The 18,732-nt window shown below is 71.2% G+C and carries 15 protein-coding genes; 8 read left to right on the plus strand and 7 right to left on the minus strand.

Annotated elements, in window-relative coordinates; genetic code table 11:
• Nucleotides 1-410: 410 nt before the first annotated feature.
• The gene (locus tag AWW66_RS01855; RefSeq protein ID WP_067359544.1) at nucleotides 411-767 is read right to left on the minus strand and encodes a MerR family transcriptional regulator; all 357 of its coding nucleotides are present in this window, start codon (nucleotides 765-767) and stop codon (nucleotides 411-413) included.
• A 97-nt stretch (nucleotides 768-864) separates the two neighbouring features.
• On the opposite strand from AWW66_RS01855, the gene AWW66_RS01860 reads away from it, so the two are divergent.
• The 3 genes from AWW66_RS01860 to AWW66_RS01870 all read left to right on the plus strand — a co-directional run bounded on the left by AWW66_RS01860 (nucleotide 865) and on the right by AWW66_RS01870 (nucleotide 6,269).
• Nucleotides 865-1,602, plus strand: coding sequence for an NADPH-dependent F420 reductase (locus AWW66_RS01860; RefSeq protein WP_067359545.1), 738 nt, complete (start codon nucleotides 865-867; stop codon nucleotides 1,600-1,602).
• 204 nt (nucleotides 1,603-1,806) lie between these two features.
• On the plus strand, nucleotides 1,807-5,973 hold the full coding sequence (locus tag AWW66_RS01865) for a SpoIIE family protein phosphatase (RefSeq protein ID WP_067359546.1): 4,167 nt from the start codon (nucleotides 1,807-1,809) through the stop codon (nucleotides 5,971-5,973).
• The gene (locus AWW66_RS01870) at nucleotides 5,970-6,269 is read left to right on the plus strand and encodes an STAS domain-containing protein (RefSeq protein ID WP_067359547.1); all 300 of its coding nucleotides are present in this window, start codon (nucleotides 5,970-5,972) and stop codon (nucleotides 6,267-6,269) included. The genes AWW66_RS01865 and AWW66_RS01870 overlap by 4 nt, the downstream gene beginning before the upstream one ends.
• Nucleotides 6,270-6,294: 25 nt before the next feature.
• On the opposite strand, the gene AWW66_RS01875 is transcribed toward AWW66_RS01870, so the two are convergent.
• Nucleotides 6,295-7,356: a tetratricopeptide repeat protein gene (locus tag AWW66_RS01875; protein ID WP_067359548.1), complete on the minus strand. Its 1,062-nt coding sequence runs from the start codon at nucleotides 7,354-7,356 to the stop codon at nucleotides 6,295-6,297.
• A 196-nt stretch (nucleotides 7,357-7,552) separates the two neighbouring features.
• Nucleotides 7,553-8,524: an aldo/keto reductase gene (locus AWW66_RS01880; RefSeq protein ID WP_067359549.1), complete on the minus strand. Its 972-nt coding sequence runs from the start codon at nucleotides 8,522-8,524 to the stop codon at nucleotides 7,553-7,555.
• A 123-nt stretch (nucleotides 8,525-8,647) separates the two neighbouring features.
• Here AWW66_RS01880 and AWW66_RS01885 point away from each other — a divergent pair, with 123 nt between their 5' ends.
• Nucleotides 8,648-9,166 (plus strand): MarR family winged helix-turn-helix transcriptional regulator, encoded by a 519-nt coding sequence (locus tag AWW66_RS01885; protein ID WP_245647830.1) that lies wholly within the window; start codon nucleotides 8,648-8,650, stop codon nucleotides 9,164-9,166.
• Between the two features lie 328 nt (nucleotides 9,167-9,494).
• Here AWW66_RS01885 and AWW66_RS01890 read toward each other — a convergent pair whose 3' ends face one another.
• Together AWW66_RS01890 and AWW66_RS01895 are read right to left on the minus strand one after the other, a co-directional pair.
• The gene (locus tag AWW66_RS01890; RefSeq protein ID WP_083978149.1) at nucleotides 9,495-9,995 is read right to left on the minus strand and encodes a LuxR C-terminal-related transcriptional regulator; all 501 of its coding nucleotides are present in this window, start codon (nucleotides 9,993-9,995) and stop codon (nucleotides 9,495-9,497) included.
• Nucleotides 9,996-10,054: 59 nt separating this feature from the next.
• Nucleotides 10,055-10,444 (minus strand): hypothetical protein, encoded by a 390-nt coding sequence (locus AWW66_RS01895; protein ID WP_067359550.1) that lies wholly within the window; start codon nucleotides 10,442-10,444, stop codon nucleotides 10,055-10,057.
• 107 nt (nucleotides 10,445-10,551) lie between these two features.
• Between AWW66_RS01895 and AWW66_RS01900 the strand changes: the two genes are divergently transcribed.
• The gene (locus AWW66_RS01900; RefSeq protein ID WP_067359551.1) at nucleotides 10,552-11,997 is read left to right on the plus strand and encodes an RICIN domain-containing protein; all 1,446 of its coding nucleotides are present in this window, start codon (nucleotides 10,552-10,554) and stop codon (nucleotides 11,995-11,997) included.
• A 523-nt stretch (nucleotides 11,998-12,520) separates the two neighbouring features.
• Here AWW66_RS01900 and AWW66_RS01905 read toward each other — a convergent pair.
• Nucleotides 12,521-13,162 (minus strand): ThuA domain-containing protein, encoded by a 642-nt coding sequence (locus AWW66_RS01905; RefSeq protein ID WP_067359552.1) that lies wholly within the window; start codon nucleotides 13,160-13,162, stop codon nucleotides 12,521-12,523.
• Between the two features lie 245 nt (nucleotides 13,163-13,407).
• Here AWW66_RS01905 and AWW66_RS01910 point away from each other — a divergent pair, with 245 nt between their 5' ends.
• On the plus strand, nucleotides 13,408-14,937 hold the full coding sequence (locus tag AWW66_RS01910; protein WP_067359553.1) for an RICIN domain-containing protein: 1,530 nt from the start codon (nucleotides 13,408-13,410) through the stop codon (nucleotides 14,935-14,937).
• 231 nt (nucleotides 14,938-15,168) lie between these two features.
• Here the strand turns inward: AWW66_RS01910 and AWW66_RS01915 are convergent, their stop codons facing one another.
• Nucleotides 15,169-16,077 (minus strand): oxidoreductase, encoded by a 909-nt coding sequence (locus AWW66_RS01915; RefSeq protein ID WP_067359554.1) that lies wholly within the window; start codon nucleotides 16,075-16,077, stop codon nucleotides 15,169-15,171.
• A 97-nt stretch (nucleotides 16,078-16,174) separates the two neighbouring features.
• Between AWW66_RS01915 and AWW66_RS01920 the strand changes: the two genes are divergently transcribed.
• Both AWW66_RS01920 and AWW66_RS01925 read left to right on the plus strand, forming a co-directional pair.
• Nucleotides 16,175-16,735, plus strand: a complete 561-nt coding sequence (locus AWW66_RS01920; RefSeq protein ID WP_067359555.1) for a TetR/AcrR family transcriptional regulator — start codon at nucleotides 16,175-16,177, stop codon at nucleotides 16,733-16,735.
• A gap of 77 nt (nucleotides 16,736-16,812) precedes the next feature.
• Entirely contained in the window at nucleotides 16,813-18,678 is a 1,866-nt protein-coding gene (locus AWW66_RS01925) for a SpoIIE family protein phosphatase (protein ID WP_083978150.1), read from the plus strand.
• Nucleotides 18,679-18,732 lie beyond the last annotated feature (54 nt).

Here is an 18,732-nt window from a genome sequence, read left to right on the forward strand (position 1 = left end):
AGCCCCTGCTCGACGCCATCGCCGAGCGCGTCCGCACACGGATGGGCGACCGAGTATCACGCCGTTACCTGAGCGTTCTCCCTGCCGGACAGCGCGCCGAGGGAGCCCCAGGAATGACGGCAAAGTTGTGGAAGACCCTGCCGGCCGCAGCGGCTTCCGCCGAGGTACCGTCCCTGCTGATGTCTCCATCCGCTGACCGGGCTCGACCGGCGGTGGCGGCTGCTTCAGGAACAGCGCACGCCGATCGAGGGCGCGGATCCGCGCCACCAGGGTGCGATGCGGTGTCCCCGTGACGGCCCGGGTCACATCCCGCCCCGCGTCGTGTACGAGCTGACCCGCGCTGGGCTGGGCGCTCCGTCCCGTGCTCGACGCGATGAACGAGTGGGGTGTCAACGCACCCGTCTCCGCCTTCAGGAGTCGCACGTCCAGTCCGGCTCGCTCACCACCGTGATGACCTCGTCGAGGCGCACGCGGGCCTGGGTCAGCGCGGCGATCTGCGCCTCCAGGCGCTCGCGCTCGGCGATCAGCATGGCCCGGGACCGGGGTATGCACTTCGCCTCGAGCAGCGGCAGCAGATCGGCGAGGGCCCGGCTGGACAGGCTCGCGGCGAACGCGCGCCGGATCAGCGCGACCCGGGCGACGGCGGACTCGGGGTAGCGGCGGCGGCCGGCCGAGTCGCGCTCGGCCGTCAGCAATCCTTGCTCCTCGTAGTAGCGCAGCGACCGAACGCTCACGCCGCTGCGGCGTGCCAGCTCCCCGATGCGCACCTATGACCACCGCCACATCCTCGGGACCTCACATCAATGGCAGCTCCTAGCGTAACCAGCACAAGCCCTTCCACCCCTTTCGCCACGGAGCAGCCACATGACCAGAACACTCGGCCTCATCGGCAGCGGCGCCATCGGTTCCGCCATCGCCCGCAGCGCCGTCGGCGCCGGCTGGCACGTCGTGGTCAGCAACTCGCGCGGCCCGCAGACGCTCGTCGACCTCGTCGCCGAGCTGGGCCCGCTCGCCCGCGCCGCCACTCCCGCCGAGGCGGCGGAGGCGGCTGACCTCGTCGTCTCGGCCATCCCGCTGGCCCGCTACGAGCAGTTACCGCGTGCCGCACTCGCCGGCAAGACGGTGATCGACACGATGAACTACGCGCCGGCGTTCACGGGCTGGTCCCGTCCGGAGCTCGACGCCGACGAGCTGACCTCCAGCGAGCTCGTGCAACGGTTCCTGGCCGGGTCGCACGTGGTCAAGGCGTTCCACAACGTCAACGGCCGGCTGCTGCGGGAGCTGCCCCGCCCGGCCGGCGCCCCGGACCGCACCGCGCTGCCCGTCACCGGCGACGACCCGGACGCCAAAAAGCGGGTCGCGGAGCTGCTCGACGCCATCGGTTTCGACGCCGTGGACGTCGGTGCCCTCGCCGAGAGCTGGCGGGTGGGCCCCAACACCCTGCTGTACTTTCCGGCCTACGTGGGCGAGATCCCGCCGGGCCTGAGCCTGCCCGAGCTCCAGGCCTGGCTCGCCACGGTCCCCCTGAATCCGGTCCCGGCCGCTGAGGTCGCCCGGCTGGCCGCCACGACCGAGCGTCAGCCGGCGGGCTTCCAGCTCTGATCCCGCCCCGCTGGGGCGTAGGCGCAGGGGCGAACCACCCCGCGCCTACGCCGTCGGCGTCGCCGGGCCGGCAGGCTGATCTTGTTCTACGATGGCGCGAGGCATCTGCGCCGTCGGCACGTTGACGCCGAGGTCGGCACCGGTCCTGAGCGGTCAGCTGGTCGCTGCCGGGTTGGGCGTGCGGTTCGAGGGAGTGTCGCGACGATGAGCAGCGCTGAACAACGGCCTCTGAGCAGCGCCGACGTGTTCGCTGGCGACGGCGAGATCGGCAGTGACCTCACGAAGGTGGACTGGGCGTCGACGCCGTTGGGGGAGCCCACCGGCTGGCCGCAGAGCCTGCGTACGGCGGTGGACATCCTGCTGTCGTCCCGTTTCCCGATGTGGATGGCGTGGGGTCCTGAGCTGACGTTCTTCTGCAACGCCGCGTACCGGCGCGACACCCTCGGCCGCAAGTACCCGTGGGCGCTGGGCCGCCCGGCCCGTGAGGTGTGGGCGGAGATCTGGCCGGACATCGGCCCCCGGATCGATCGGGTGCTCGGCACCGGGGTGGCGACCTGGGATGCGGCGTTGCTGCTCTTCCTGGAGCGGTCCGGTTACCGGGAGGAGAGCTACCACACCTTCTCCTACAGCCCGCTGCGCGACGACGACAACGCCCTCGTCGGCATGTTGTGCGTGGTCAGCGAGGACACCGAGCGGGTCGTCGGGGAACGGCGGATGGCCACGCTGCGTGACCTCGGCTCCGATCCCAGTGTGGTGCGTACCGAGGACGAGACGTTGGCCTTCGTCACCCGGCAGCTCGGCCGCAACGACCTCGACCTGCCCTTCACGGCGATCTACCTCCTGGCGGGTGACGGCAGCGCCCACCTGGCGGCGGCCGCGGGCATACCTGCGGGTCATTCCGCAGCCCTCGGCACGATTCCGGCCGACGAGCCGACCCCGGTGTGGCCGGTGGCGGCGCTGGCGCGGGGTGAGTCGGTCCTGGTCCCCCTCGACGGCGCCGCGTTCGTGGGGCTGCCGACCGGCGCCTGGTCCCAGCCGCCCACCCAGGCTCTCCTGGTGCCGCTGCTGCAACAGGGCGGCGCCCCGTACGGTTTCATGGTCGCCGGGCTGAACCGGTACCGGCCGCTCGACGGCGGGTACCGGGGCTTCGTCGAACTGGCGGCGGGACACGTGGCGGCCGGGATCGCGAGCGCCCGCAGCTACCAGGCGCAGCAGCAGCGGGCCGAGGAGCTCGCCGAGCTCGACCGCGCCAAGACGGCCTTCTTCTCCAACATCAGCCACGAGTTCCGTACTCCCCTGACCCTGATCATGGGCCCGCTGGCGGAGCTGCGGTCCCGCCTCGGCGACACCGACGAGGGGGTGCGCGAGGAGTTGCAGGTCATGCACCGCAACGGGCTGCGACTCGGCAAGCTGGTCAACACGCTGCTGGACTTCTCCCGGATCGAGGCCGGGCGGATGCAGGCCCGCTACGAGCCGGTGGACCTCGCCGCGGTCACCGCCGACCTGGCCAGCGTCTTCCGCTCCGCCGTCGAACGCGCGGGCCTCACCTTCGAGGTGGACTGCCCGGCGCTGGCCGAGCCGGTGTACGTCGACCGGGGCATGTGGGAGAAGATCATCCTGAACCTGCTCAGCAACGCCCTGAAGTTCACCTTCGACGGCACGATCCGGGTGCGGCTGCGGGCCGAGGAGGGCCGGGCCGTGGTGACCGTCGCCGACACGGGGATCGGGGTGCCCGCCGAGGAGATGCCGCGGCTGTTCGAACGGTTCCACCGCATCGAGAACGTCCGCTCCCGATCGAACGAGGGCAGCGGCATCGGCCTGGCGCTGGTGAAGGAGCTCGTCGAGCTGCAGGGCGGCGACCTCACCGCCGACAGCACCCTCGCGGTGGGCACGACCTTCACCATCGCGCTGCCCTTCGGCAGCGCCCACCTGCCGCCGGGCACCGTCGCCCGGCCCCGGGACCGCGACCCCTTCGCCACCGCCGAACCCTTCGTCGAGGAGGTGCTGCGGTGGCTGCCACCGGAGGCTCCGACGGATGCGGAGCCCTCCGTGTCCCTCGACGCGGAGGTCGCCCGGAGCGTGCCGGCGCCGACGACCGCAGTGTCCGCCAACCCGGCGCACATCCTGGTCGCCGACGACAACGCCGACATGCGGGAGTACCTCACCCGCCTGCTGCGCGCGGCCGGTCACCGGGTCGAGGCGGTCGACGACGGCCAGGCGGCCCTGCAGGCGGCCCGCGTCGCCCAGCCCGACCTGGTCGTCAGTGACGTGATGATGCCCCGCCTGGACGGTCTGCAACTGGTGGCAGCCCTGCGCGCCGAACCCCGGACGGCGGGGACTCCGGTCCTGCTGTTGTCGGCGCGGGCCGGGCAGGAGGACTCCATCGAGGGGTTGGAGGCGGGTGCCGACGACTATCTGGTCAAGCCGTTCGCCGCCGCCGAGCTGCTGGCCCGGGTGCGGACGAACGTGAAGTTGGCCCGGCTGCGCAACCACCACGCCCGGTGGCGCACCGCGCTGGTCGACTCGCTCCAGGAGGCCTTCTTCGTCTGCGACGAGGAGGGCACCGTCGTCGAGATCAACCCCACCTTCACCGACATCCTCGGCTACGGCCCCGACGGGCTTCCCTACGCACCCGTCCACCCGTGGTGGCCGAGCCGGGAGACCGAGCCGGAGGCACACCAGCAGGTCGCCGACGCTCTCACCCTGCTCGTCGGTCACCCCAGCGGCACGTACACCATTCCGGTGACCCACCGGGACGGGCATCGGCTGTGGGTCGCCGCCGCCTTCAACCAGGTGCAGGACCCGGACACCGGCCGGCGGGTCATCGTCGGCACCTTCCGCGACGTCACGGCGGAGCACTACGCGGTGCAACGGGAGAGCGCGCTGGCCGCCCTGAGCATCCGGCTGTCCCGGGCGGACGATCTCACCGACGCCCTGCACGGGGTCCTGGAGGAGTTGCAGGGGCTGTGGCGGGCCACCCGGGTCCTCGCGGTGGTCTTCGACGGCTCCCCCACCCCGACGGTGGCCACGACCGACCCGCACCAGCGGTGGGACACCCTCACCGAGCAACGCCGGCGGACCCTCACCGACCTGCGGGACCGGCCCCTGCTCACCACGGTCGCGGACCAGACCACCGGGGTCGGGATCGCGGTCGAGCATCCCCGCGGCACCATGGCGCTCTGGATCGACCTCGGCGAGCGGCGCCCGGTGACCGAGCAGGACGAGACCCTGCTGGCCCTGCTGGCGGGTCACCTCGGTCAGGGGCTGCACCGGGTGCAGCAGATCGACCAGCAGCGGGAGACCGCCCTCGCGTTGCAACGGGCCATCCTCGGCCCCTCGCAGTTGCCCCGTGACTTCGCCGTGCGGTACGCGCCGGCCACCCGGCCGCTGAAGGTCGGCGGTGACTGGTACGACACCATCGCGCTCGTCGACGGGCAGATCGGTATCGTCGTCGGGGACTGTGTCGGTCACGGGCTGCAGGCCGCCACCGTCATGGGGCAGTTGCGCAGCGCCTGTCGCGCCCTGCTGCTCCAGGACTCCAGCCCGTCCCGGACACTCACCGCGCTCGACCGGTTCGCCGCCCAGGTGCCCGGGGCCCTCTGCGCGACGGTCTTCTGCGCCGTCCTCGACCCGGCCACCGGGGAGCTGCGATATGCCAGCGCCGGGCATCCTCCCGCCATCGTCACCGCTCCCGACGGCACCACCCGGCTGCTCGACCAGGGTCACTCCCGTCCCCTCGGGGTCCGGGGCAGAGATGAGCGGCCCGAGGTCGAGGAGTTCCTCCCGGCGCGGGCGATCCTGATGCTCTACACCGACGGGCTCGTCGAACGCCGCCGCAAGCCGTTGACCGCCGGCATCGACCAGGTCGTGACGGTGCTCCAGCACGGGCGTGACCAGCCCATCGAGGCCCTCGCCACCGAGGTCATGCACCAGCTGACCCCGTCCGGCGGTTACGACGACGACGTGGCGGTCCTGCTCTACCGTCACCCCGGCCCGCTGGAACTCGACTTCGCCGCCGAGAGCGCCGGTCTCGCACCGGTGCGCACCGCCCTGCGCGGCTGGTTGAACCGCTGCGGGCTCGATCCCACCGACGCCTACAACGTCCTGGTGGCCGCCGGGGAGGCCTGCGCCAACGCCATCGAGCACGGCCACCGTGACAGCCCCGGTGGGCGGATCCGTCTGCGGGCCACCGCGACCGCCGACGGTCTGCACCTCAGCGTCACCGACAGCGGGCGCTGGAAGACCCCGCAGCCGGGTGAGGACACCCATCGGGGACGCGGACTGGTCCTGATGCGGGCCCTGATGGACTCCATCACCGTCACCTCCGGCGCCACCGGCACCACCATCGACATGCAGGCGAGGATCCCATGACCACCGCTCTGACCCTCACCAGCGGCCAGCAGCCCGACGGCACCCCCGTCCTGACCGCGACCGGCGAGGTCGACATGAGTAACGCCGCCGACTTCGGGGCCGCCCTCACCCGCGCCGTGGAGGCCGCCCCCGGCCGGCTGACGGTCGACCTGACCGCCCTGGAGTACCTCGACAGCGCCGGCCTGGCCGTCCTGTTCCCCCACGTCGACCGGATCCACCTCGTCGCCAGCCCACTGCTGGCTCCCGTCCTGACCATCGCCGGCCTCGCCGACCTGATGACCGTCACCGAGGTGTGACCGGTGCGGTCCCCGCGCCCCTTCTTCACCTGACTCCCGTCGGAGCTGGCGGCTGACGGGCCAGCGCCATGATGTGGGCGGCCTGGTCGGCCAGCAACGGCGAACCCGTTCTCTCGATCAGCTCGGCTGCCTCCGTGCAGTCCGCGACCGCCTGGCCGGCGCGGCCGGCGACGAGACAGGCGGAGCCGTGTGCGAGCAGTGCCTCGCAGTGCAGGTGGTGGTAGCCGCGGCGGCGGGCGATGTCCCGGGCGGTCTTGGCGTCCCTCTCGGCGTCGTCGGCCCGACCGGCGGCCAGGTGGGTCCTGGCCAGACCGACATGGGCCTGTGCCTCCAGGTACGGGTAGGAGCAGGTGTAGGCGAGGTCCAGGCACTGCCGGAACCGCTGCTCGGCCGCGGCGACGGCACCGGAACTGAGCAGCGCGGCACCGAGCGCGCACAACAGGGCGGCCTCCGTCCGCCGGTTGTGGAGCCGCCGGCTCATCGCCAGGCCGCGCTGGGCGGCCTCGACGGCGGCGCTCGGCATGCCCGACTGTGTGTGCAGCCAGCTCAGCTCGTCGAGGATGGCGATCTCGGCGGAGTGCGAGCGGATCCGCCGGTAGTAGGCGAGCGCCGCCTTCAGATGGTCGTGGGCCTCCGGGTACCGGCCGAGCTGCCGCAGCACCATGCCGAGGTTGACCATTGCCGATCGGTGCCGGGAGTCGCGGGTGTTGATCTTCAGGGCGGCCGAGAAGTGCTCGGTTGCCTCCCGGAGCAGGCCGCGATCGTGGCACAACGAACCCATGTTGTTGAGCGTGACGGCACGGACGTGCTCGAAGGCGTTGTCCTGGCTCATCTCCAGCGCACGCCGGCAGTGCGCCGGCGCCTCGTTCAGATGACCGAGCGCGACGTGGACCAGCCCGATGTTGTGTTCCTGGTAGGCCAGGCCGACCCGCCACCCGCACTCCTTCGCCAGGGAGGCGGCGTGCCGGAACCGTTCCAGCGCCCACACGTGCTCCCCCACCGCCCAGTGCGCCTGGCCGATCGTCTGGTGCATTGCCGCCTGCGCCCGGGCGTCCTGGTCCGCCTCGACGGCGGCCAACGCCGACATGCCGGTGGTCAGCCAGGGTCGCGCGTTTCGACGGATGTAGAAGTAGCCACGCAGTTGATCAGCAAGCTGCCAGGCGTAGGAGTCGCCTTGGTGTCCGCGCCGATGATGCCGACCCGGATCACGTTGCTCTGCATGATGCCCTTTCAGGTGTTTGACCTGCGGCCGAGGCAGGGCCGATCCGCACGTTCTGCTGTTCTCAACCGTCGATGACGGCCATGTCGGGCTTGCTGTGGCGAGCGCCGGACGCCGGGGTCAGGTCGTTGAGTCGGGCGATCTGGCCGGCGGTGAGCCGGATGCCGTCGACGGCGCAGTTCTCCTCGAGTCGGTGGACACGCCGGGTGCCCGGGATCGGCGCGATGCCCTCGCCTTGGGCGAGCAGCCAGGCCAGCGCGATCTGCGCGGGCGTGGCTCCTGCTTCGTCGGCGACGTCGCGGACCTCGTCGACGATGCGGAGGTTGCGCGTGAGGTTGTCGCCGGTGAACCGGGGGTTGGTGCGTCGCCAGTCGGCGGCGTCCAAGTCGTCGAGTGAGCGGATGTCACCGGTGAGGAAGCCGTGCCCCAGTGGCGAGTAGGGCACGAAGCCGATTCCGAGCTCCCGCACCGTGGGCAGCACCTCGGCCTCCGGGTCGCGGGTCCACAACGAGTACTCGGTCTGGACGGCGGCCACCGGGTGCACCGCGTGGGCCCGTCGGATCGTCGCCGCGGACGCCTCCGAGAGGCCGATGTGGCGCACCTTGCCGGCGGCCACCAGCTGACTCAACGCTCCCACCGTCTCTTCGATGGGCGTGCCGCGGTCGACCCGGTGCTGGTAGTACAGGTCGATGTGATCGGTGCCGAGCCGCCGCAGCGACCCGTCCACGGCCGCGCGGATGGTGGCGGGGGTGCTGTCGGGACCCGGTCTGCCGGTGTGGGAGACGAGGCCGAACTTGGTGGCGAGGACGACGTCGTCGCGGCGGCCCTTGATCGCGCGGCCCACCAGTTCCTCGTTGACGTACGGCCCGTACACCTCGGCGGTGTCCAGATGGGTGACGCCGAGGTCCAGGGCCCGGTGGATGGTGCGGATCGACTCGGCCTCGTCACGTCCGGCGCCGGTGTAGTACGCCGACATGCCCATGGCGCCCAGGCCGATGCGCGAGACCTCGAGTCCTCCCAGCGACGTGACCTGCATCGGGTAGTCCTTCCTCTGCGGGATCGCCGGTCCGCGCCGTCGGGACGGGCAGGCGAACTTGACGCTTCAAGTTCTACACCCCGGAACTTGAAGCGTCAACAAGCGATTGGTAGCGTGACCCTCGTGACCAAGAAGGAGGCGGTGGGTAAGCCCACGCACGTCGGGACGCGGTGGCTGAGCCAGGACGAGCGGACGGCATGGTTGGCCAACTCCGCGATCATGATCAGCCTGCCGGCCGCCCTGGACGCCCGGATGCAGCGCGAGTCCGAGCTGACCTTCTTCGAGTACATGGTGCTCTCGGTGCTCTCCGAGGAGCCGGACCACACGATGCAGATGAGCCGTCTCGCCGCCCGGACGTCGGCGTCGCTGTCCCGGCTGTCCCATGTCGTCGGACGGCTGGAGAAACGCGGACTGCTCGCACGGGCCCGGGTTCCCGGCCCCGGCAGGCGCACCAACACGACCCTGACCCAGGCCGGTTACGAGATGGTCGTGGCGGCGGCACCGGGCCATGTCGCGGCGGTCCGCGAGTACCTGATAGATCAGCTGGAGCCCGCCGACCTGGCAGCCTTGAGCCGCATCGGCGCTGCGGTCGCCGCCGCGATCAACCGCGCCCCAGCGTCAACTCCACCCGAGGCGTCCTGAGCACGGTCGTTCGGCTCCTCGACGGCCCCGAGGGGCGGACGGCCCGTCGCCGCACCGGCGGAGCGGACAGGGTCGCCGACTGCCCGGACAACGCCAGGGCCGAGACAGTTCTTTGCCTCCCTCGCGGCCGACCCGGTCCACACCCCGCGCCTGGCCGCCCCGCCACGACCTGAGAATGGACATCTTCTTTCACATCAAGGCTTCGGCAACCCTCACGGCCGGCACAGCCGTCTGGGTAACGTCAGCCCCGACGCCTCCGAGGCGATCCACCGGGAGTTCCTGACAGACATCGAGGTGTCCGGCCAACAGGGGTCACGTCGGAGGTCGGCTATCCGCGGGGCTGCACGACGCCCGCGTCGTAGGCCATGACGATCGCGGCCGCGCGGTCCCGGGCCCCGAGCTTGCTGAAGACGACGCCGATGTGGGTCTTCACCGTCGTCTCGGCCAGGAACAGCCCGTCGGCGATCTCCCGGTTGGAGGCGCCACGGGCCATCAGCCGCAGCACCTCCAGCTCGCGCTCAGTGAGGGCGGCGACGCGGTTGTCCCCACCGCCGGCCCTCGACTGGCGCAGCTTCCGCACCGTCGCCAGCATCGGGCCGAGCAGCGTGCCGTCGATCCAGGTGCCGCCGGCCGCCACGGTCCGGACCGCCTCGATCAGGTTCTCCGGCGTCGCGGACGTCAACTCGAACCCCGCCGCTCCGGCGTCGACCGCCGACCACAGCACGTCCTCCTCGCCGAACGTGGTCAGCACGCAGACCGGGGGGCCGCCGGCCGCCCGTACCCGGCGGGTCGCCTCCACCCCGGAGACGTTCGGCATCTTGACGTCCATGCAGATGACGTCCCCCGTCGCCCGGCGGTCGATCCGCCTGCCGCCGGGCGACGGGAGGATCAGAGGTAGACCACTTGACCGAGGCGGTCAGCGGTGACCGCGTCCAGGCCGGGCGCGTCGAGGTCCACGTAGAGCTGGAGCAGTTGCACCACCGGGTCAAGGTTCACCCCCGCCGGGAGCGGAAGGTTGATGGTGTCGTTGTTCAGCCGACTCGGTGAGTCGGAGGAGTCCCACACCGCGCGGACCACGTGGCCGTCCGGGCCGGTCGCCTCGACCTGGGCCCGCAGCGTCTTCGGGGTGCCGGTGGCCTCGATGGCCGCGGTGAACGATCCGGTCGCGGGGTCCTTGGTGACCGAGAGCTTGACGCCACCGACCACCTGCACCACCGCCCCGATGGTCAGGCCGCGCACCGCGAAACTCAGCGTGCGGGCCAGCCCTCCGGTCGACACGGTGGAAGCCGGGTTGGGGGCCACGAAGACCTGCGATCTGTGGTGCGCCGGGCCCGTATCGATTACCAAGAAGTTACCCACGTGTGAACCGGTGCCGGAGGTGCGCAGTGAGATCCAGCGGACGGCTCCTGTCCCTCGCGGTGGCGCTCGCCGTGACGGCCGCAACGGTCGTGGCGGCGGTGGTCGGCGACGGCCGACCCGCCCTGGCGGCGCCGGTCACCATCACCAACGGCACCCAGTTCACCGACACCAGCGGCAACGCCCTGCACGCCCACGGCGGAGGCGTCCTCAAGGTCGGCTCGTACTACTACTGGTTCGGCGAGAACCGCCACCCGAACAACACCTTCCGGGCGGTGTCGGTCTACCGCTCGACCGACCTGCGCACCTGGGAGTTCCGCACCAACGTGCTCACCCAGTCCTCGGCCGCCGAGTTGCAGTCGGCCAACATCGAGCGGCCGAAGGTCATCTACAACGCCGCCACCGGGCGCTACGTCATGTGGATGCACAAGGAGAACGGCACGAACTACAGCGAGGCGCGCGCCGCCGTGGCCTCCTCGGCCACGGTCGACGGCACCTACACCTACCACGGCAGCTTCCGCCCGCTCGGGCACATGTCGCGGGACATCACCCTCTACAACGACGGCGGTACCGCCTACATGATCTCGGCCGCCGACGAGAACTACGACCTGCACATCTACCGGCTCACCCCGGATCACCTCAGCGTGGCCAGCCTCGTCGGCAACTTCTGGAACGACGCCCACCGCGAGGCCCCCGCCCTGTTCAAGCGGGGCGGCACCTACTTCATGCTGACCTCCGGTGCCACCGGCTGGAGCCCGAACCAGGCAAAGTACGCGACCGCGTCGAGCATCTCCGGTCCGTGGACCGGCTGGAGCAACGTGGGTGACGCCACCACGTTCCGCTCCCAGCCGGCGTTCGTGCTGCCGATCCAGGGCACCACCACGACGAGCTACCTGTATCTGGGCGACCGTTGGGCGGGCGCGTCGGGCGGGCCGGTCAACGACTCGCAGTACGTGTGGCTGCCGATCACCTTCCCGTCGGGCACCAGCATGAGCCTGACCTGGGCTCCGTCGATCACCGTCGACGCGGCCACCGGCACGGTCACCGGCAACTCCCCCACGTACCACCGGGTGACCAACCGCAACAGCGGCCGGGTGATGGACGTGGTGAGCAGTTCGACGGCCGACAACGCCGAGGTCAAGCAGTACGCCTGGAACGGCGGCGGCAACCAGCGCTGGGAGTTCCAGGACGCCGGGGGCGGCTACCTTCGCCTGGTCAACCAGCACAGCGGCAAGTGCCTCGACGTCGCGTCCGGATCGACCGCCGACGGCGCCAACGTCATCCAGTACACCTGCGGCACCGGCACCAACCAGCAGTGGCAGTGGGTGGCCGTCGACGGCCACCACCAACTCCGGGCACGGCACAGCGGCAAGTGCCTCGACGTCGTCAACGCCGGTACCGGCGACGGCGCCGACATCCAGCAGTACACCTGCGGCAGCGGCACCCACCAGCAGTGGTCCCGCGCGGTGGCGTGACCGGGCGGCCGGACGGCGGGCCGGGTCACCGGAGGGTGAAGTCCTGTTCCCGGCCGTATGTCACCGAGACGTCCTGCCGGGCCCCGAGCCCGTCCTGGAGGGTGGTGCCGCCGAGGTACGCACGGCCGCCGGTGTCGCCGAAGACACTGTTGGCGTAGACCTGGAACGGCAGGGAGGACCAGCCGGGGGCGACCTGCTTCGCGGACTCGGCGAGGATCTTGTTGACCTGTTGGCCGCCGAAGTACGGGAACCCCTTGTTCAGGAACTGCGGCGAGGTCAGTTGCCCGGTGGTGGCGGGGAAGGCCCCGTCGGCCGGCGGCGGTGGGTGGGCCCGATCGACGCCATCGGCGCGCTCCTTCCGACGGATCGCCGGACGACCACGGCTACGGAGACATCGGCGGCGCGGTCCGGTCCGTGGACACTGAAATCATAGAGCACCGTCAATGCATACGTTAGTTTTCGCACCCTCCCCTGCGCCGCCATCCGCTGACGCCGACCCCGACACCCGAGGAGCGGGGAGCCCTCAGGCAGGGTCGCCGCTCACCCACCCCAGCGCGTACGCCAGATGGGCGCGGAACGCGGGCTCGGCGTACGCCTCGGTGGTGTGTCCGAGCGCGGTGTAGAAGGACCGGCCCCCGAACCGTTCGTGGCACCAGGCCAGTGGATGGTCCGCGCCCATGCCGCCACCGTCGTACGTGGACTCGTCGACGCGCAGCAGGATCCGGGCGTCGGGGTACGAGCGGAAGTCGTACCACTCGTCGACGCGCGTCCCGGACGCCGGCAGGTGGGCGGTCGCCGGATGACCCGGGTCGACCACGGTGACCGTGGCGGGCTGCACCTCCGGGTGCCTGTCGAACCAGGCGCCGACCAGGTCGCCGTAGAACGGCCAGCCGTACTCGGTGGCGGCGGCGGAGTGCACGCCGAGGAAGCCACCGCCGCCGCGCACGTACCCCTCCAACGCCGTCCGACCGGTGTCGGTGAGCACCCGGCCGTTGGTGTTCAGGAAGACGACCGCCGCGAATCGCGCCAGGTTGCTCCGCGTGAAGGCGTCCGGGTCCTCCGTGGCCTCGACACCGGGCCGTAGCTCCTGGATGGTCCGCACGCCGGCCGGGATCGACTCGTGCCGGAACCCCGTCGTCCGGGAGAAGACCAAGACCGGCTTCATCCGACGTCCGTCCTGGGACCGCTCACCACCCGCACGATGCCACCCGTGCTCCGGATGGGCAACACGACACGGACGACCGCCACCACGATGACGGGGATGCACCGGGCCCGGTGGTCGAGGCCGGATGTTCCTGAACGGGTCGGTTCGGAATCTGGTTTCTCGGTGGCGCTTCCGTTACCGATGTAATCCATACGACATCAGCCTGCTGGTCGAGCCGGGGCCCAGGTTCAGGGATTGGACACTCGATGACACGGATCACCTCGTCCGACGGTCCCGCAGAACGATCCTCGCGGCGCACCCGGTCGTCGCGCCGGCTGCTGATCGCCCTGGTGACCGCCCTGACCGCGCTGGGCAGCGGCATCGTCGTCGCCACCTCGTCGCCGGCCACCGCCGCCACCCGGCAGTTCCGCGGGATGAACTGGGCGGTACTGGGCGACAACTTCAGCACCGGCCCGCTCGTCGTGCAGGGTCTGAGCGCCTCCGACAGCAACGCGACGGTACGGGCCAAGGCCAATGCCCTCTACGACGACATGGCCGCCACCATGGGGGTCAACACGGTCCGGCTGCCGATCAACACCCACACGGTGGGGACGGCGTGGTGGAACGCCTACCGGGGGGCGATCGACGCCGCCACCGACCGGGGATTCACGGTCATCCTCGCCTACTGGGAGGACGGCGCCGCCTCCGGCGGCAGGATCACGAACCTCGCCGCGTGGAACACGATGTGGTCCACCGTGACCAACACGTACGGCTCGAACCCCAACGTGTACTTCGAACCGATGAACGAGCCGCACGGGTACAGCTCGACCGAGTGGCGCGACCTCGCCGCCACCTGGCTCAGCTACCACTACTCGGCCGTGCCCGGCCGGGTGCTCATCGGCGGCACCGGCTACAGCCAGGACCTGCGGGACGTCTGCACCGACCCCCGGTTCAACTCGACGCTGCTCTCCTTCCACCACTACGCCTTCTTCTACAGCCCGATGACCTACGACGCCTTCCGCAGCCACATCCAGACCCGCCTGGGCAGCTGCGCCTCCCGTGCCGTCGCGACCGAGTTCGGCGCCCCCATGGACAACGGCCTCAACTACGCCGACCCGAACAGCACCGACAACTTCGTGCGCCACATCCGCGCCATGGCCCAGGTCCTGCGGGACAACCAGATGGGCAGCACCTACTGGCCGGCCCTCGGCGGCAAGCCCGGCACCATCGGCTACGACTGGTACTCGATGTTCTCCCTCAGCGGCAGCGGCACCACCCTCAACCTGACCATCCGCAACACCTCCGGCGCCGACCGGATCCGGTACGGCTGGGGTGACACCGTCGGTGGCAGCCCCACCACGCCCCCGCCGACGCCGGGCACGGTCTACCGCATCGACGTGCGGCACAGCGGCAAGGCCATGGAGGTCCAGTCGCCGAACACCGACAACGGTGCGCGCGTGGGCCAGTACACCTACGCCGGCAACCCCTGGCAGCAGTGGCGGTTCGCCGACGCCGGCAGCGGCTACTGGCGCATCGTCAGCCGGCACAGCGGAAAATGCCTCGACGTGGTGAGCGCCTCCACCGCCGACGGTGCCGAGCTCATCCAGTACACCTGCGGCACCGGCACCAACCAGCAGTTCCAACTGGTCGCCACCGGCGGCTACGTCCAGCTCCGAGCACGACACAGCGGCAAGTGCGTGGACGTACCGGCCGCCTCGACCGCGAACGGCGCGATCCTCAAGCAGTACCCGTGCCACAGCGGCACCAACCAGCAGTGGTCGCGCACCGCCGTCTGACGACCACCGCGACGTGACGCACTCCCCCGGTGCCGGGCTCGGGCGCGGCGCCGGGGAGAGCCGTCCCCGCGCGACCGTCGAAAGGACCGCCTCATGCCCAGACGTCCACGATCCTTGGTCCCCGCGGTGGTCGCCGCTGTCGTGCTCAGCGTGGGCCTGGTGGTCTCTCCCACCCCGCCAGTCCAGCGGCTTCGCGTGGCGATGCCGGTCAGACGACAAAGGGGGTGCCGGTCAGACGACAAAGGGGGTGCCGGTCAGACGCTCGCTGTCGCGCCACAAGGCGGCGCCGACGGCCCGGTCGTCGGCGCCGTGGGGTAGGCGGGCCGGCTTCGGCGTGCCGGAGTCCTGGCGGCGTCCGGCCGGCCCGATGAAGGCGCCGCTCTCGACCGCAGGGTTGGTCGCGGCATAGAGCGAGGGCCAGGCAGCGCCCTCGGGCGAACCCATCGCCAGCCGCCCGAGCATCGGCAGGAGCAGCCGGGCGGCCAGGCCCCGGGTATGTTGCTGGAGGTTGGTCATGGCGGCCCCGGGGTGGACGGCGACGGCAGTCATCGGGGTGCCGGCCAGCCGGCGGGCGAGTTCGACGGTGAACACGATGTTGGCCCGCTTGGATTTCGCGTAGGCGCCCATCGGCCGGTACCTCTGCTCGCTCATCAGGTCGGTCAGCTCACCGCTGCCCCAGCGGGCGGCGATCGCGCTGACCGTCACCACCCGGGCGGCCGGGGCGGCGCGCAGAGCGGGCATGAGCTGGGCGGTGAGGGCGAAGTGGCCCAGGTGATTGGTGCCGAAGGTCATCTCGAACCCGTCGGCGGTGGTCTGCCGCTCGGCGATGTTCATCACGCCGGCGTTGTTGATGAGCAGGTCCAGCGGCCCGTGGTCGACGACCCGGGCCGCCGCGGCGCCGATCGACGTGAGGTTGCCGAGATCGAGCACGAGCGTGTCGACCGCAGCCGACGGGACCTCCGCGCGGATCGCGTCGGCGGCGGCCGTGAGCTTGCCGGGAACGCGTCCGGCGAGTACGACGCGGGCGCCGTGAACAGCCAGGACACGAGCGGTCTGCCAGCCGATTCCGCTGTTGCCGCCCGTGATCAGGGCGACCCGCCCGGCCTGGTCGCTAATCGCTGTGGGGGTCCAGGTGACCATCACGACTCCTTCTTAATGAACATTCATTCAGCAAGCGCTGACGGTAGAGGGTCGGCTCGACTTGTCAAATGAATGTTCAGTAAGAAGACTGGGGAGCATGCGAACACGGGATCCCGAGACCAAGCGCCGCCTGCTGCTGGAGGCGGCGCTGGAGGAGTTCGCCGCCCACGGCGTGGCCGGCGCGCGGGTCGACCGGCTGGCCAAGCGGGCAGGCATCAGCGCCGGGCTGGTCTACTCGTTCTACGAGAACAAGGACGGCCTGTTCGACGCGGTCTTCGACCTGATCGTCGAGCAGACCGTCTCGGCCGTCCCCATCGACGCCGACGATCTGGGCGAGTACGCCGGCCGGCTCTGCGACGCCGGCCTCGCCCACCCCGACGTGTTGCGCTTCGTGGCCTGGTACCAGCTCGAGCGCGGCGACCCGGCCGCCCGGCGAGCGTCCACCACCGCCGCGATGGCCGAGAAGGTCGCCCTGATCGCGCAGGCCCAGAGCCGGGGCGTCGTCACCGACCGCATCGCCCCGAGCGAGATCCTCGCCCTCGTGCTGGCCCTGGCCAACATGTGGCAGCTACGCGAGCCCGAGTTCCTGGACCTGGTCAAGCCGGACCGCCGCCGGGCGGCTGTGGTCGAAGCCGTCCGCCGCCTGACCGCCCCGTGACCGGTGTCCCGACGCCCTGCGGCCAGCCACAACAGACAGACAGTTGCCGTCTCCGACGTCGCCACGACCGCTCATCGATGCTGGCCGTACCAGGCGTGCGGTGGAACGCCGGCGGGTACGACGGGGCGATGGCGATGCGGGACGGGGAGGTCCTCCTCGGGGAGCGGGACGAGGCGGCGCGGCTGTCGGCGGTCCGGGCGACCGGGCTGGGCGCGGTGCCGGACCTGGACATGGATCGGTTCGCGGCGGTGGTGGCGCGGGTGCTCGCCGCGCCGGTGGCCCTGGTCGCCCTGGTCGACGACGCCCGGCAGGTCCTCCCCGGGGCGTTCGGGCTGGCACCGGCCTGGCAGCAGCAGCGGGAGATTCCGCTGAGCCACTCCTGGCAGCGGGCGGTGCTGTCCGGGGATGAGCTGGTGGTCACCGACGCCCGCCTCGACCCGAGGGTCCGCGACAGCCCCGCGATCGGGGCTCCGGGAGTGGTCGCCTACGCCGGGATACCCCTCACCGACGGAGCGGGGCAGGTGCTGGGAACGCTCTGCGCGATCGACGACCGACCCCGCAAGTGGACCCGCGACGAACTGGACCTGCTGGCGGACCTGGCAGAGGTGTGTTCGGTGACGCTGAGGGCGCGGGCTGCCGCAGCGGTGGCCGAGGAGGCTCTGACGAGTCAGCGGCAGGCCCAGGCCGCCGCCCTGGAGTTGTCGGCCCGGGTCGACGCGGCCCTGCGGCGCAGCGAACTGCTGCTCACGGCGAGTCAGGAGTTCACCGGCACGGTGACCCTTCCCGACGTCATCGCCACCGTCAAACGCCTGATCGGCGGGGAGTTCCAGGCGGCCCACGTCAGCGTCGCCCTCCGCGACGGGGCCGCCGGGGTACGGGTGTTCGGGCTGGAGGGCCTCCCGGCGGTGCTGGCGTCCCGGGCGCGATTCCCGACGACGGACCGGGTGCCGGTCTCGACGGTGCTGCACACCGGCCGGCACCTCGCCTTCGCCGACCGGGCGGAGCTGGTGGCGGCCTACCCCGATCTGCGGCCGGTCGTGAAGGCCGCCGGCTGGGAGGCGACGCTCTTCACCCCGCTGCTCGGCCCCACCGGGGTGATCGGCACCCTCAACATCGCCTGGGAGCACCCCCGGCCCCTCGACGTCGAGGAACGGGCCGTCATCGTCAGCGTCGCCGGCTACGTCACCCAGGCCGTGCAACGCGCCCGACGCCTCACCGACCGGGTGGAGGCCGCCGCGATCCTCCAGGAGGCGATGCTCACTCCCCTCCCCACGATCGACGGTCTACAGGTCACCGCCCGGTACCAACCCGCACACAACCTGGACCAGGTCGGCGGGGACTGGTACGACGCGGTGGTCACCGGAACGGGGTCCCTCAGCCTGGTCATCGGGGACGTCACCGGTCACGACCTGCGCGCGGCGGCCCAGATGTCCCAGCTCCGGTCGATGCTGCGGGGATACCTGGTCGACCGGCACGATCCTCCCTCGGCCCTGCTGCGCCGACTGGACCAGGCCAACGTCACCCTCGGGGCCCGGAGCATCGCCACCGCCCTCGTCGCCCACCTCCAGCACCGCCCCGGCCAACCCGTCACGATGAGCTGGTCCAACGCCGGACATCCGGTGCCGATTCTCATCCACCCTGAGGGAACGGTGCACCCCCTCACCGGCCGGGACCCCCTCCTCGGCGTCACCCTCCGCACCCGACGCACCACCCGGAAGGCCGTGCTTCCGCCGGGAGCGACCCTGCTGCTGCACACCGACGGGCTCGTCGAACGTCGCGACCAGTCCTTCGACGAGATGACCGCCCGCCTGCACGAGGTCCTGACCGCCCACGCCACCACCGGCCTGGAGAACCTGGTCGACACGGTTCTCGACACCGTGCCCCCCACCGACCACGAGGACGACATCGCCATCCTCGCCCTGCGTACCCCCGACCCGACCTAGGGCCTGTGTCGAAGTCGGTCACAGCCACTCGTTGATCGCGGCGATGTGCACGGT

Source organism: Micromonospora rosaria (assembly GCF_001567585.1).
Taxonomy (GTDB): Bacteria; Actinomycetota; Actinomycetes; order Mycobacteriales; family Micromonosporaceae; genus Micromonospora; species Micromonospora rosaria.